Annotated in this window: 17 protein-coding genes; 2 read left to right on the top strand and 15 right to left on the bottom strand. The window is 36.7% G+C overall.

All coding sequences use genetic code 11. From position 1 onward, the window contains the following. Positions 1-106: 106 nt before the first annotated feature. The 12 genes from EKM63_RS09635 to EKM63_RS09580 all read right to left on the bottom strand — a co-directional run bounded on the left by EKM63_RS09635 (position 107) and on the right by EKM63_RS09580 (position 10,031). Positions 107-961: a DegV family protein gene (locus EKM63_RS09635; protein WP_125706093.1), complete on the bottom strand. Its 855-nt coding sequence runs from the start codon at positions 959-961 to the stop codon at positions 107-109. 2 nt (positions 962-963) lie between these two features. Continuing rightward, positions 964-1,497, bottom strand: coding sequence for a DUF1836 domain-containing protein (locus tag EKM63_RS09630; protein ID WP_125706091.1), 534 nt, complete (start codon positions 1,495-1,497; stop codon positions 964-966). A gap of 210 nt (positions 1,498-1,707) precedes the next feature. Continuing rightward, a complete protein-coding gene (locus EKM63_RS09625; protein WP_125706089.1) occupies positions 1,708-1,923 on the bottom strand; it encodes a hypothetical protein in 216 nt (71 codons plus the stop codon). Beyond that, complete coding sequence (gene asnB, locus EKM63_RS09620) at positions 1,923-3,821, bottom strand: asparagine synthase (glutamine-hydrolyzing) (protein WP_125706087.1); 1,899 nt, start codon at positions 3,819-3,821, stop codon at positions 1,923-1,925. Before asnB ends, EKM63_RS09625 begins: the two co-directional genes overlap by 1 nt. Before the next feature lie 11 nt (positions 3,822-3,832). Next, the gene (locus EKM63_RS09615) at positions 3,833-5,002 is read right to left on the bottom strand and encodes a metallophosphoesterase family protein (protein ID WP_125706085.1); all 1,170 of its coding nucleotides are present in this window, start codon (positions 5,000-5,002) and stop codon (positions 3,833-3,835) included. A 125-nt stretch (positions 5,003-5,127) separates the two neighbouring features. Further along, positions 5,128-5,652 (bottom strand): GNAT family N-acetyltransferase, encoded by a 525-nt coding sequence (locus EKM63_RS09610; protein WP_125706083.1) that lies wholly within the window; start codon positions 5,650-5,652, stop codon positions 5,128-5,130. A 71-nt stretch (positions 5,653-5,723) separates the two neighbouring features. Further along, positions 5,724-6,398, bottom strand: coding sequence for a hypothetical protein (locus EKM63_RS09605; RefSeq protein WP_125706081.1), 675 nt, complete (start codon positions 6,396-6,398; stop codon positions 5,724-5,726). Further along, the gene (locus tag EKM63_RS09600; RefSeq protein ID WP_125706079.1) at positions 6,388-7,206 is read right to left on the bottom strand and encodes an ATP-binding cassette domain-containing protein; all 819 of its coding nucleotides are present in this window, start codon (positions 7,204-7,206) and stop codon (positions 6,388-6,390) included. The genes EKM63_RS09605 and EKM63_RS09600 overlap by 11 nt, the downstream gene beginning before the upstream one ends. Before the next feature lies 1 nt (position 7,207). After that, positions 7,208-7,699, bottom strand: coding sequence for a hypothetical protein (locus EKM63_RS09595; RefSeq protein WP_125706077.1), 492 nt, complete (start codon positions 7,697-7,699; stop codon positions 7,208-7,210). A gap of 42 nt (positions 7,700-7,741) precedes the next feature. Beyond that, positions 7,742-8,287 carry a DNA-3-methyladenine glycosylase I gene (locus EKM63_RS09590; protein WP_125706075.1) on the bottom strand — a complete coding sequence of 182 codons (546 nt, stop codon included), beginning with the start codon at positions 8,285-8,287 and terminating at the stop codon, positions 7,742-7,744. A 57-nt stretch (positions 8,288-8,344) separates the two neighbouring features. After that, positions 8,345-8,827, bottom strand: coding sequence for a universal stress protein (locus EKM63_RS09585; protein WP_125706073.1), 483 nt, complete (start codon positions 8,825-8,827; stop codon positions 8,345-8,347). A gap of 67 nt (positions 8,828-8,894) precedes the next feature. Next, a complete protein-coding gene (locus tag EKM63_RS09580) occupies positions 8,895-10,031 on the bottom strand; it encodes a glycerate kinase (RefSeq protein ID WP_125706071.1) in 1,137 nt (378 codons plus the stop codon). Between the two features lie 70 nt (positions 10,032-10,101). Here EKM63_RS09580 and EKM63_RS09575 point away from each other — a divergent pair, with 70 nt between their 5' ends. Together EKM63_RS09575 and EKM63_RS09570 are read left to right on the top strand one after the other, a co-directional pair. Further along, complete coding sequence (locus EKM63_RS09575) at positions 10,102-10,905, top strand: tyrosine-protein phosphatase (RefSeq protein ID WP_125706069.1); 804 nt, start codon at positions 10,102-10,104, stop codon at positions 10,903-10,905. 649 nt (positions 10,906-11,554) lie between these two features. Beyond that, positions 11,555-11,743 carry a hypothetical protein gene (locus tag EKM63_RS09570; protein ID WP_125706067.1) on the top strand — a complete coding sequence of 63 codons (189 nt, stop codon included), beginning with the start codon at positions 11,555-11,557 and terminating at the stop codon, positions 11,741-11,743. 319 nt (positions 11,744-12,062) lie between these two features. Here the strand turns inward: EKM63_RS09570 and EKM63_RS09565 are convergent, their stop codons facing one another. The 3 genes from EKM63_RS09565 to EKM63_RS09555 form a co-directional block, all read right to left on the bottom strand. Beyond that, a complete protein-coding gene (locus tag EKM63_RS09565; protein ID WP_153494299.1) occupies positions 12,063-12,884 on the bottom strand; it encodes an IS3 family transposase in 822 nt (273 codons plus the stop codon). Between the two features lie 17 nt (positions 12,885-12,901). Further along, positions 12,902-13,207 carry a transposase gene (locus tag EKM63_RS09560; RefSeq protein WP_125706063.1) on the bottom strand — a complete coding sequence of 102 codons (306 nt, stop codon included), beginning with the start codon at positions 13,205-13,207 and terminating at the stop codon, positions 12,902-12,904. 90 nt (positions 13,208-13,297) lie between these two features. After that, positions 13,298-13,954 (bottom strand): HD domain-containing protein, encoded by a 657-nt coding sequence (locus EKM63_RS09555; RefSeq protein WP_125706061.1) that lies wholly within the window; start codon positions 13,952-13,954, stop codon positions 13,298-13,300. Between the last annotated feature and the right edge of the window lie 18 nt (positions 13,955-13,972).

Genomic DNA, 13,972 nt, shown 5'->3' with positions numbered 1-13,972 from the left:
TACCATATATGTATATTTCGTAACGTGACGCTCATATATCCGCCACTTTGTAGCCATTATAACGCCGAACAAAAAAGAGGAACAGCCTTTGCTGTGCCTCTTTACTTTAACTTAATTTACAGACTGCGACCCCTACTAGGCCGGGGCCTGTGTGTACTCCAAGTGCGGGTCCACATTGACCAAAAAACTGCTTTTTGCCACTATAACCTTTTTCATCCAGCAAGGTAAGCATTTTCCCACCAGCTTCTTCATCAGCTCCGTGAGAAACAGCAATTAAGTAGTCAGTATCGTCACCAATAAACTTTTTGACTAAGTCCAACATTATTTTTTGACCACGTTTCATTCCTCGGGCTTTTCCGATCGATGTATAAATTCCCTCTTCATTACAAGTAATGATTGGAGCGAGTTTTAACATCCCACCGACAACTGAAGATACCAAACCGATTCTTCCACCGGCCCGTAAATAGGTCAACGTTGGAATACAAAAATAGGTTACGGCGTGTTCGATCGAGTACTCGACCGCTGTAGCTACTTCATCAAAGCTTTTTCCTTCATCAATCAAGTTTTTGGCAGCAACAGCAATCAATCCTGAACCTATTGAAACCTGTCTGGTATCAAACGCACGATATGTAAATCTTGAATCATCCTCTAAAAATGTGTTCAAAAAATGATATGTTCCACTCAAATTAGAAGAAATTGAAATCGAAATTATTTTAGTATATCCATCAGCGTAACATTCATCTAAGCTACGTTGAATACAGTCTCCTGATGGCAATGATGTCTTGGGAATCTCTGTTTCCAAGTTGTCGTATACCTGTTCTGCACTAATGTTGACCCTGTCTAAGAAATTGTGTTCCTTATAAATTATCTGCATTGGTAATTCATAAACACCAGGTTTTTCCAAATACTCCGTCGGCATATCACAACAAGAGTCCACAAAAACGGCAATTTTTTCAGTCATATTTATTTACCCTTCTTCTCCATATGAGCAGAAGTTTCAATCGATAAAATCTTTCTGGTTATCAATTTTGTAGAAAACGATCTGGTCACCATGTCGATCAATAAATTCTCTAATGAACTCGTGTCAGTTTGATTGGTTTGATCAAACTGATTCAAAGAGCGGATCGACGCCTCTTGCTTTTCGCAAAAAGTATTATAGGCAAGCTCAACTCCGCCAGCTTGTCTTGTTTGGGCCATGATACCAGTTTCAATTTCATCCATCGAAACTACCTGCTTCAAAAATGTTATTACTATCAGATAAGCCAGATGTTCACGTGTGTAACGCTTCTTTACAGGTGCTGGCATCAGTCCGTTTTTTACATAATTATTGACCATTGAAGCAGTAACAACAGGGGTATCTTCGATCCAAACCGGACCAATATACCTCTCGACTAAAGTTAAAAGTTGATCACGGTATAATTCCAATTCAGGTAAGTTTTCCCACCTTGGTAGTTTATAATCCTGAATTTCTTTCAACCACTGCTCCAATTCTTGCACTAATATTCCCCCTATTTAGTAACCCATATAATTTATCGTAGTAATTATAACTCTTTTATCTAGTTTTTAAAACTAGATAGTACTTTTAAAAAAAAGCTTGGGTGGTTTACCCAGGCTTTTTTGGTGTTTTTGTTGTATATGATTTTTTGAAATTATATTGATCTAGTACGTTTCCTTCAAAACTCAATAACACACTTCAAAATTGTATTTCTATCCTCTAGTTTTGCGGAAACGTGTAATTAATGGCAACTCCCTCCGCTTAGCTACGGTAGTGAAATTGCTGACTTTGTCATCGATTCCTCTACCTGCTCTAGTTTTGCGGAAACGTGCAACTAATGGCAACTCCCTCCGCTTAGCTACGGTAGCGAAATTGCTGACTTCGTCAGCGATTCCTCTACCTAGGCTATGCTCGGAGTTTAACGCCATTATTCGCACTCTTGAACTTGTGGATCGACTTCTGGTTTCTTTCCGTCTTCAATAAAGAATACTTTATACCAAATTAAGAAAGTATAAACTGTCCAAATTTTTCTTCTATCATCATTTAAATCATGATAGAAACCATCTAACATTTCTAGTAATTTCTTTTGATCAAAGAATTTACCAACGAAGTCTTCACTGAAGAAGTCATGCAATTCGTTATAGACTTTTTCTGTATGCATCCAGTCTCTGATTGGAACTGGGAAGCCTAGCTTTTCACGTTTTGCCCAAGCTTCTGGCAAGGCACGTTCTGCCGCAACTCTTAATGCATATTTACTATCTTTGCTATTCAACAAGTATTTTGTTGGGATTCCAGCTGCTAATTCTGCTACTTCTTTATCCAAGAATGGTACACGTAACTCCATTGAGTTAGCCATACTCATACGGTCGGCTTTCAATAGGATATCGTTGGCCATAAATTGATGAATATCCAAGTACTGCATCTTCTTAACTTCATCATTATAATTAGAAACCTTGCTATAACTTCTCATAACGATATCTTTAACTGAACGTGATTTTTCGAAATCTGGCTTTACGATATCGGCGGCATCTTGTTCACTGAATATCTTTGCTTGACCAATGAAAAATTCTTCAGCTTTAGCTGTTGATTCATATAAATGCAATCTTCCAGGAAAGTTAGGTAACTTCTTAAATCCGTGAGCAAGCTTATAACGGACTCCCTTAGGAAGTTTCTTCAGTTGCTCGGCAAATACCCTTACAGTCTTAGAGTGTGAGTGATAGCCGTAATTAGCGTAGCCAGCGAACAATTCGTCGGCACCCTCACCTGAAAGAATAACGGTAACATCTTTACTTGCTAATTTCGTTAAGAAATATAGTGGAACACACGATGGATTAGAATCTGGTTCATCCATATAATATTGGATCAAAGGCAGAGCTTTCATAGCCTCATCAGCTGTTACGATTCCACGAGTATTTTCTAAACCTAATGTGTCAGCAAGTACCTTAGCGGCGCTTCCCTCTTCATAAGTACTTGTATCGAAATCGATCGAATACGTGTGTTCTGGTTTGAGAATAGCTGTAACATAACTAGAATCGACACCACTAGATAGCAATGATCCAACGGGAACATCACTAATAGCATGTGCTTTAACAGAATCACGAAGTGATTCATCGATTTTTTTAACTGTATCTTCAAAGCTCAAATGATTATCTTTGAATTGCATATCCCAATATTTTTTGATGCTTAATTTACCATTTTTAAATGTAAAGTAATGGCCTTCAGGAATACGGAAAACATTCTTGAAAAATGTTTCATTCAAGGCAGAATATTGGAAAGTCAAATAAGGCTTCAATGCCTCTTTATTAAGTTCTTTTTGAAAGTTAGGTTGCTTCAAAAATGATTTTATTTCAGAACCAAAGATGAAAGTACCATTTTTATTGTAATAATATAGTGGTTTGATACCAAAGAAATCACGTGCACCTGTGATATCTCCTGTTTCTAGATCATAAATAACAAAAGCGAACATCCCACGAATTTTCTTTAATAGGTCAGTAATTCCCCACTCTTCAAATCCGTGTAACAATACCTCGGTATCAGTATCTGTTGTAAAAATATGTCCTGCTTTAAGTAGTTCTTTTCTAACATCTTGATAGTTGTAAATTTCACCATTAAAGATAATAGCTTTGCTACGATCTTCATTATAAATAGGTTGCATACCACTCTTTATATCAATAATACTTAAACGACGAAATCCAAGTGCGACGCTCCCATCGATCAATTCTCCCGAACTGTTTGGACCACGATGTTTGATTGCTTCCATCATGGACTCTATAACTGGTTTCTTATCAGCTATTTTTTTGTCTACAAAACCGACGATACCGCACATATTAATTCTCCTTAAATTTCAAAACTTACATATCGGGTTGCCGATCCATATCCAAAGATCTGTAGCAACATTTTATCGGGATCGATATCAATGAAATAACCTGCCAACTCTGACACTTCATTGTATCTTCTGTCCCATTTTTTATTGTAATCAGTTGTTAGGCCATGTTTCTTCCCCATTAAAGCCGAACAATTTAATATTATATGATTAATTCCACCAACTTTGTAGTACTTTTCATAATGCATATGACCACAAATATAGTTAGAAATCTGTGAAATACCGGTATCATTGAAGTCATAGTGTAGATTAACTCCAAAATCACCAGTTAATTCATTTTTTAATAAACCAGACTCTTTATTATTGAAACTAGTAAATACTTTTTGTACTAAATCACCATTAAAATTCAACGCAGACCGTCCACTTGGGCTGATCAGGTTTGCATGACCAAATACTACCATCCTTTTATCGACGGTTTTTTCTAAAACTGTAATTAAATCTTCCAATTGTTGCTCACGAACTCCGCGAACTTTCTTGAAATCATACTTCTTAGTGTTTCCATTCAAAATATAGGGAATGTCACTAGTATTCAAGAATATCACGCGGACACTACCTTTATCAAACCAACCTATTTTTGAAACCGAATTCAAACGGCTTATTTCTGGCTGATCAAAAACTTTTTTTGTTACTAATTGGTAGTAGTCATCCCTATTGAATGAGGCTGAACTAATAAATCGGTGTTCATCGTATTTATCATTTTCATCATGATTACCTTCGAGCACATAAAAAGAATGTTTACTGTTTTGATAATTTTCGACAGCAAACTCTAATAAGCCTCGACTTATCTCAGGTTTGTCTGAACCATCGATCATATCACCGAGGTGAACATTCAGATCAATTGGTAGATCATCACAAGCCTTGTTGGCTTCCACAATGTGACGTGCACCATTCAATCCATAGTAAGAGGCACTCGCAACCGCTTTAGCATGCGTGTCTGTCAAAACAGAAAGCGTCAATGAATTCTTACTGATACGTTTTTTAGCATTAGTGTTATAGGCATTAATTATATAATCCGTAAAAAATGGTCTGGGCTTTATTTGTCCCAAAAATCTATCTAACTGTTGAGAAATAAATGCAGAAGGACGTGGTCTGAGAATTTTATGTGTTAGATTTTTGAATTTCACTTTTTTCTCTCCTAATCGACTAAATACTAACATGTTTTTGGTCTTTTATAGCAAAAAAACCATCATGAAAGATGGTTTATCATAAAAATAATTATACGACTTTTTGGACCAAAATAGAATGTAGACTAGTGCAAGATAATTTGATAAGCCTTACGTGCACCTTCATCTTCTTCCATTGAAATTAATCCTTTTTCGATAAATCCGTTTGAAGTGATTACGTGTTGCATAACCAAATTGTCTGGATGTGTATCGATTCGAACATCGCTAAATCCACGTGCATACGATGTCGTCAACAATTGACGGATCAACGCAGCTGATAAATGTTGTCCCTGATGTCCTGGCTCTACTGCAATACGGTGAATAACTGAGAAATTCTCGTGTGAATCATCTGCCCAGTTGCCACCTTGCAGATCAATATAGTTAGGATCATTGTCTTGTTGCAAGGCTGCAGTTCCAACAACTTCACCATCTAATAACATAACGTAATTAATTCCATCTTTTAAATCTTGCTTTAAAATTGCTTCATCAGGATAACCAGTTTGCCATTGGTCAACGCCACGGTCTCTCAATGTTTTTTTAGCACCAGAGATGATGTCTAAAACTTTTGGTAAATCTTCTTCTCTTGCCTGACGCAAATAGATATTGCTCATTTTACGACCTCCATAAAAATCTTCATTCCGATATTTAATCAAAAAGAGCTTTTAATGGCAAGCATTTTCTTCTATTTTCGGTAACTTTTTTTATTGAATAACCCACTGACGGTCAAAAGTACCATGGCATATATTAATTGTCGTAAGGCTAGAGGTAATAGTCTAGACATTCCGGATTGCTCTTGGAATGTTTCGACTACTATATTTACTGGCGGCAAAATCCAATTAACATAACTCAAAATATAATTATTACTATCGGCCAGAGCAAATAAAATAAAAATTATTAATCCGATCGGAGCCAAATACTTGTGACTGCCCCATTGTGATTTGAACAATAATGCTATTGATGTACCTAATATTTCGGTAGTTATCAAAGTAAGTATCATCGTCGCATTATTGATAGGTGAACTTGAAATCAAAAAACTAAATATGCCAGAAATAATAGCAGTAACAACGTTAGCTGAAACTAAAACTAACATTTGAACAATCACATATCTGGGATAACTGCCAATGCGTTGCTTGAAATATCGATTTTCTCGTTGATCATTTTTTAAAAATGACATTGCCATAAGTAAAGCAAAGAAGAAATTCAATATAACTAAAACTGAAAACTTTATGGTAGAACTCCCACTTATTAATAATCCAAACATTAATTCAAAAATTATTAAGAATGCCAACATAATAGGATACAAATAATCTTTTAGCAATAATTTTGAAAAATTAGAGTACAACAACTTAAACTTCAAGATTTCGCATCCCTTCAAATTGATAATTTAACTCGATCATCGTCTTAATAATGGCATCTTTATGAATAGCCGGAACCTTTAACTCAACAACTCCATCCAATTCAGCTGCCACAAAAGCACCTAATTCTTTGGTTATCGCCATTGAGTCTGGAGTGATCTTAAATACCAGCATCAAATTGATATCAGCTAGGTTCTTAGGTTCTAACGACTTAGCTTTCATCTGATAGTTAGTATCAAAATATGCGTCGACCCCACTGTCGTTCATAGGACCAGCTACTAGGATTCCTGAGCCATTATCTTCTAAGTCCTTAACGATTTCCAACATATTAGTTATGTAGGTGCTGTTTTGGAATGAGAATGGATCATCCAATATCAAAATATTGGGACGTCCAATTACCGCTGCTAAAAAGCTGACACGCTGTCGTAATCCAACAGACAGCGTTGAGACTTTACGATCCATAAACGGACTCATACCCATGTACGCAGCTAAATCTTTAGCTTGATCAGAACGCACAGCTAAATCACCAGTAAGTTGACGTATTTTTTCAAGGTGTTCAACTACGGAATCATTAATTATCTCCGTCTCAATCTGTGGCATGAAGCCGACCCTGGCCCCAGTAGTATAGCTGGCAGTCCCACTATCAGGATAGTTGAGCCCGGCAAGCGTTTCTAACAGTGCTGTTTTTCCACTACCACTGTCTCCAGTAATACTGACTGATTCCTTTTGAGACAAAGAAAAGGTTACATGCTTATATGCAAAGTAACCTTGCCTTTGGAAAGATAGATCTCTTACAGATAATAGTTTCATATTATTCTTGCCAGTCAGCAATTGCTTTGGCAGCTAAGCCGATAGAAAGAATTGCATCCTTTGAAATTGTATTACGAACGTCGGCAACGATCGTATTGGCATAAACGGCACCAATTACGATGAATGAGTAATTGATGAAATCTAAGTCAGTCTTTGCTTTGTAGTCACCATCAATAAATGGATCTTCGTGATTGTATGTGAAATTGACTTCGTGATCAGCTAATGAACCATCGATATGGTTAACTAAAACACGATCATGTAATTCACTTAATTTTGCGTCAGGATGTTGTAGTGTCAAGCGATGGTCAGATTCATTTTGATAATAATCGTCTTCAGTCATATCAAAATATTCTTTGATTGGTTTTCTTAGTACTTCCAAATCGTCTAGCACATCATAAATTCGTTGTGCATCCAATCTGACTGACTTGTCTTCAATATTTGAGACATTGTCGTCAAGCCATTCGCCAAGTTTACTAATAGTATCAGAATTCATTTTACTTCCTCCAATTAAAGTACATTATACTGAAAAATCCGATTATTTAAAATCACATGTATCCAAATGGTCATTATAGACTCCGACCGCCTGTAAATATGAATAAATAATAGTAGGTCCAACAAATTTAAAGCCACGTTTCTTGAGGTCTTTACTTATCTTCTGAGAAAGCTCATCTTGAGCTGGCAGTGTATCCAAGGACTTCACATGGTGGTCGATCTGCTTACCATCTGTAAAACTCCAAATGTAATCAGAAAACTTTTCTCCACGTTCATGCATTTGCTGGATCAACTTTGCATTATTGATAATAGCATTGACCTTGAGTTTATTGCGAATAATGCCTTCATTTTGCAATAATTCAGCTTTCTTAGCATCGTCAAAATCAGCGACGGTATCAATATCAAAATTAGCGAACGCCTCATTGTAGCCTTGTCGACGTTTAATTATCGTTGACCAAGATAAGCCAGCTTGTGATAATTCCAAACTCAACATTTCAAAAAAATATTTTTCATCGTGGCTGATTTTACACCATTCATTATCATGATACGCTTGCATTTCTGGAGAACTATTTGCCCATTCACATCTCATATTTTCACCTTAAACAAAAAAATTGGACAACTCAAAGTTGCCCAATCAAATTTTTATCTATTTGCTACCTTTGATCTTGTTGTTATCAACATCTGTTCTAACGATAATAACATCAGTTCTAGCATTACGTGTAACGTATTCTGAAACTGAACCAACAAGTAAACGTGTAACTGCGTTCATACCAGTTGAGCCGATCATGATAAGGTCGTTCTTGTATTCTTCAACAAATTCTGTTGCGATAACTGTCTTTGGTTCACCAAAACGAACGTGGATCTGAATGTCGTCTTTACTGAATCCATTCTTAACGGCTTCATCTTTCAATTCGTTGAGGTATTTTTGAGCATCTTCAGAAAGTTGATAAATAACATCCCCATTAAGCATTCCACCATGTAAACCGATGAATTGTTTTGTATCGAGAACAGTCAATACATCCAAATGACCTTTATTTAATTGCGCAACCTTAACAGCTTTGCGGAAAGCCATCTCAGCTTCTTTTGATCCATCTACTGGTACTAAAATACTTTTGTAATCTTGATCCATAATTTAATCCTCCAACGCCCTTAGTCTTAAGCCTTTACCTTAAGATTAAAGCATAATTTTATTTATTTCAATGGTTTACATTATGAAAAGCATCCAATGTTCTAGCCAATTGATTTGCTATCGACTCATAATGTTCAAAAATAATTTGTTCATCCTTATTATCATGGGAATAATTCGACATCTGTGTTGAGAATATGCCTGTAAATAATTGTTCATAATCCTCAAAATTATCAACAAAATTATTACACAATACAAATGTCGGCATTTTCGAATAACCAGCGATTTTACTCAAATGAAACAAAATCTCGTCGTGCATGGATTCAGATGAAACTTCATCGGTGTCTGTAATCATAACATCTGCCGACCGAATTGTCTCGTCCATACCCGTGACATTAGCGACCCACTCAAACGACGATCTCGAAATACGGGCTTTGATCATCGCAAAAGCACCTGCTAAAGTTTTGATTGAATCAGAGTGTGGCATCGGGTGAATATCTAAATTATACTTCTGATTAATTTTTTCTGTAACATAAAGTAGGTTATCTTCTAAAAAACTTTTTTGAGTTTCAGAAAGATAGTCCCGATCATTGTTTTCTTTCAGGCTCGTAGAATAGCTCAGAAGAACGGTTATATTGACTTTGCGAAGAAGTGTATAGACATCGTCCAAATCGACCTCATAGCCGTTAATAAGTGGGTTCTCGCCTTCTGGTATCAAATCTCCACTTTCGTCATATATCTTGGCGCCCATCGCTTGTAAAGCACCTAAGCCACCGTCGAAAGTTTCTGCCTTACCCAGACTTATGACTATTTCTTTCAATCCACTAGTGACAGCATCAACAATAAACTCACCAACGCCATAACTAGTAGCATGAAAAAGATCCGTTCGGCTTTTAGAAATCGCCAAGTCAGGACCTACTATTTGTTCTGTATCAATAATTGCGGTATCCTGACTGTCAATGTTTGTCAGTAAATAACGTCCCATTTTGTTTTGCCAAAAGGCATCGAAGAATGGTAAGTCGACCCATCTACCACCAATGGTGTGAGCCACTAACGCAGGCATTCCATATTTACTATCCGTAACCGGCATAGTAACAATTTTGGCATCAGGTAATGCCCGTGAAATACCACTATATATCGCTTGCCCGACATTTTTGGAACTAATTCGGGAATCATCGTATTTTCCTGGAGCGATAAGAAATTTCATGGATAAATCTTCCTTTTGCTATAATATATATATTGATCATAAATAGATGATTGAGAAGAGAGGTTTTTTTATGGACAGAGCAACGCAAAACACACGGCGCATCCTTGACCTTGAGGCTGGTATCAATTTCCGTGAACTCGGCGGTTATCAAACAACTTCAGGCCAGTCCGTTAAATACCACAAAGCCCTACGATCAGCAGGACTGGGTGATTTAACCAACAACGACTTAACTTATTTAAAAGATTATGGTGTAAAAACCGACGTCGATTTCCGCTCCCAGTCAGAAATCGACAAAAAACCAGATCGTTTGCCAGATGGAGCAAAATACATTTCATTACCTGTATTCAGTGACGACCAGACTGAGGCATCAAAGATTCAAGATTCAGTAATTCCTGAAATCGATTTTGACCCAGCAGATGGGTATAACCACATGCTTGAAGTTTACCGCAACATGATCATGGAAGATCAATCACGTGATGCCTATCGTGGATTCTTCAATGAACTACTTGGCAACTCTAAAGATAATGATGTAGTCCTTTTCCACTGTACCGCAGGTAAAGATCGTACTGGTATGGGTGCCGTTTTCTTCCTATATACACTTGGTGTCCCATTACCAACTATCAAGGAAGATTATCTGTTGACTAATCAAGCCAGCAAAGGCTACGTAGCTAATTTGTTGAAACAAGTTGAAGAACGTGATCCTTCACTAGTTGAGTCAATTAAAGCACTAATGACAGTCAACGAGAATTATTTGAATGTTGCCCAAAAAGCAATTGAGGAAACATCCGGTAGTCTTGATAATTATATCAGAACTGACCTAGGTGTTAGCGACCATGAGGTAGCAGACTTAAAGAAAATTTACTTAACGAAATAACTTTATCTAAAATTTTTCCAAATTTATCTACAAAAGCATCATAATTTCTTCATATTTACTGGTTATTATGTAGATATAAGCTAAAGGAAAGAAATAAGCCCTTAACTTATACCTCTTCATAATAATTCTCATAATTTAAAACACATATATAATTCTCATAATACACAATACAAGTCGTAATCAATTCCTCCTCAAGTTTTGATTACACAAAAACAAAAGCCTGAAAGAGTGATTACTTTCAGGCTTTTTTCTATGGAACTATGATGTCACCTGCGGAGGACTGAGATTTCGGCTGCTGTGGGGAACGCCCTCGGCCGAAAATCGGTCCTCTGGCTCGGTTTGAAGCCTGACGAAACTCGTCAGTCTCCCCAACTCGTCCCACGCTGTAGGCTGCTTCGCAGCTAACAGCGTTGTCACAGCTGCCTTCATCTCTGTCTTCCTCCGGTTGGTCTGGTTTTAAACCAAATCTTCGTTGGCATTGATCAAATCTTCTAATTTCTACCAGTATAAAAATTTAATATATTTCTGTATAACAAAACAAATGTTGGTATCTTGAATTTTAAGTCAACCATTTATTGTTTATATGATAATGTTTGTCTGTACTAACTTCTATAGTCTTACATTACAAGCTATCTAGAGGAGAATCGTTTTGAAATTATTAGCAAATATTTGGTTTGCCATATTGATATTTTTCATTGGCTTTGAAAGCAACTCGAGGTCTCTAAGTTTCCCAGTATTTATGGGAATTGTGATTATAGCCGTAATTATCTACTGGATCATACAACCAGAAGGTTTCAAGAAACTCAAAGTAAGAATTAGAAAAGGAAAATCAGAATAGTATTAAATTTAGACATACTAAACTCAATAATACAGTAAAACTACTGTTTTGAAGGCGAAGGAGGACAGAGATGTAACCAGCTGTGAAAATGTTCCAACATAACGGAAACGTCATGTTAGAACATGGGCGACATTTGAAACGCGAGCACTACGTGGTTCAAATGCGAGTCGGAAGCCCGTACTTCGGCTGAAGACGTCCCCATAGCAGGTGTAATCTCTGTCCTCCGTAGCAAACGCAAACAAACAAAAAAGATTAAGCTAATTCACTAGGGTACTGCAACCATTTTTTGCAACAAGTAAATAAAAGCACTATCTGATTTTTATTGGGTTACTGATAACCGGTATTCTACCGGTGATTGGTAACCCAATTTTTGTAAAATACGTTCATTATTCCAAAATTGGATGTATTCATCCACCATTTCAATTACAATTGAATTTGAGCCTATTGGCTCGTCATTTATGTAGAACGTTTCAGACTTTAGTGAGGAATGAAACGACTCTATCAGGGCATTATCAGCTGGAGTTCCTTTACGGGACATACTTCTGATAATGCCTTTTTCTCTGCACTCATCAAATACTTTTCTTGAAGTGTATGTTGCACCTTGATCACTATGAAGTATTGTTTCCTCGCCCAACTCTGGTAGTTGTGCAAGAGTATCAAGAACCAATTGTTCATCAGGATGATCTGATATTTCATAAGCAATTATTTCATTGTTAAATGTATCCATGATGGTTGATAGATAAAGCATGCACGTACCAAAAGGCAGATACGTGATATCGGTTGTTAATTTAGTTAATGGGGTATCCGTATCCCAATCACGATTAATAATATTATCAAAGGTTTTGTAGGGGTTCCCTGGACGATGTTGTACCTTGAGTTTCACTTTACAACTCCAGTTATTTTTGGACATTATCCGTCTCACTTTTCCTTCAGTACAATCAAATGAAGACTTAATCCTATTGAAAACTTTACGATAGCCAAACCGGAAATGAGCCACTTTACAAACTGCATGGATTTTTTCCTTAAGTTCCTTATTTCTTGGTTCCTTTGGCTTGAGATTCCTGTAATAGGTGGATCTCGCAATTCCTAGTATCTCGCAAATTCTGGTAATTGGAATATCGTTACTAAGATCCGTGATCATATTGATGGTAGATCGATTTACCACAACCTTTCCTTGATTAAATATTTTTTTACGACAGTTAGTTCTTGTTTCATTGCTTCGATGTCTTGCTGGTATTGAATTTCTGATGAATTACTAGCACTACCTTTTCGGTATTTATATTGCTTACCAGGTTCCTGCCTGAGTCTGTAATAGTCACCATTTCGCACATATTTGCGCCAGGTGTGAATAAGCCCATCACTCTTTAGACCGAGCTTTTGAACAATTTCTCTTCCTGACATTCCTGTATTTAAAAGCCTAACCGCCTCTAATTTTGTTTCATATGAATATCTATTGTTAGCCAAAATAAAAACACCTCCGAGATTTATATTATCTCAGAAGTGCTTTTATTTATCTGTTGCATATTATAGACTCAGTACCCTAGCTTAATCTTTTTATTTTTCTAAATTCCATTCAGCTTTAAACTCGTCCAAAAAACCAATCATAAACTTCTGACGTTCGTCAGCAATTTTCTTGGCCGTTGGGGTATTCATCATACCAGCCAGCTTCAAAAGCTTTTCGTAAAAATGATTGATGATAGTTTCATTATCCAAATTGCGATACTCATTCTTAGTCATATTTTCACGTGGCTTAATGTCTGGATCGTAGATAACCTCTTCATAGACACCACCATAGTAAACAGCTCTTGTAATTCCGAGAGCACCGATTGCATCTAATCTGTCGGCATCTTGAACAATTTTCCCTGCAAGGGTCAGCTTAGGTGGATTGTCCGATAAGGTTTTGCTGAAAGAAAGATTATGTGTGATAAATAATATCTCTTCAACCTGTTTCTCATTCAATCCAATACTCTTCAGAAAATTACTGATCTCTAATTCCAGTTTTGCCGGATCATCGACCAATTTATCATCAGCTACGTCGTGTAGATATGCGGCAGCCAAAGTAATCAGTTTATCTGACTTTTCTTCATTAGCTATACGAGTTGCCATCTTAACAACACGTTCGATATGGTCGAAATTATGACCAGTTCTGTCAGTTTCCATTTTTGAATATGAAAAATCGTGAATTTTTTGAATCTGCTCTGTAGTATCCATTTTGTCACCTTTTAAAGA

The organism is Companilactobacillus mishanensis (assembly GCF_003946505.1).
Lineage (GTDB): Bacteria > Bacillota > Bacilli > Lactobacillales > Lactobacillaceae > Companilactobacillus > Companilactobacillus mishanensis.
This window is presented reverse-complemented; position numbering and strand designations above follow the sequence as displayed.

Coding starts and splice junctions, on each gene's coding strand:
- EKM63_RS09635 (WP_125706093.1), bottom strand. CDS start 961: ATGACTGAAAAAATTGCCGTTTTTGTGGACTCTTGTTGTGATATGCCG.
- EKM63_RS09625 (WP_125706089.1), bottom strand. CDS start 1,923: ATGGCGTTAAACTCCGAGCATAGCCTAGGTAGAGGAATCGCTGACGAA.
- asnB (WP_125706087.1), bottom strand. CDS start 3,821: ATGTGCGGTATCGTCGGTTTTGTAGACAAAAAAATAGCTGATAAGAAA.
- EKM63_RS09610 (WP_125706083.1), bottom strand. CDS start 5,652: ATGAGCAATATCTATTTGCGTCAGGCAAGAGAAGAAGATTTACCAAAA.
- EKM63_RS09600 (WP_125706079.1), bottom strand. CDS start 7,206: ATGAAACTATTATCTGTAAGAGATCTATCTTTCCAAAGGCAAGGTTAC.
- EKM63_RS09595 (WP_125706077.1), bottom strand. CDS start 7,699: ATGAATTCTGATACTATTAGTAAACTTGGCGAATGGCTTGACGACAAT.
- EKM63_RS09590 (WP_125706075.1), bottom strand. CDS start 8,287: ATGAGATGTGAATGGGCAAATAGTTCTCCAGAAATGCAAGCGTATCAT.
- EKM63_RS09585 (WP_125706073.1), bottom strand. CDS start 8,827: ATGGATCAAGATTACAAAAGTATTTTAGTACCAGTAGATGGATCAAAA.
- EKM63_RS09580 (WP_125706071.1), bottom strand. CDS start 10,031: ATGAAATTTCTTATCGCTCCAGGAAAATACGATGATTCCCGAATTAGT.
- EKM63_RS09575 (WP_125706069.1), top strand. CDS start 10,102: ATGGACAGAGCAACGCAAAACACACGGCGCATCCTTGACCTTGAGGCT.
- EKM63_RS09565 (WP_153494299.1), bottom strand. CDS start 12,884: ATGATCACGGATCTTAGTAACGATATTCCAATTACCAGAATTTGCGAG.
- EKM63_RS09555 (WP_125706061.1), bottom strand. CDS start 13,954: ATGGATACTACAGAGCAGATTCAAAAAATTCACGATTTTTCATATTCA.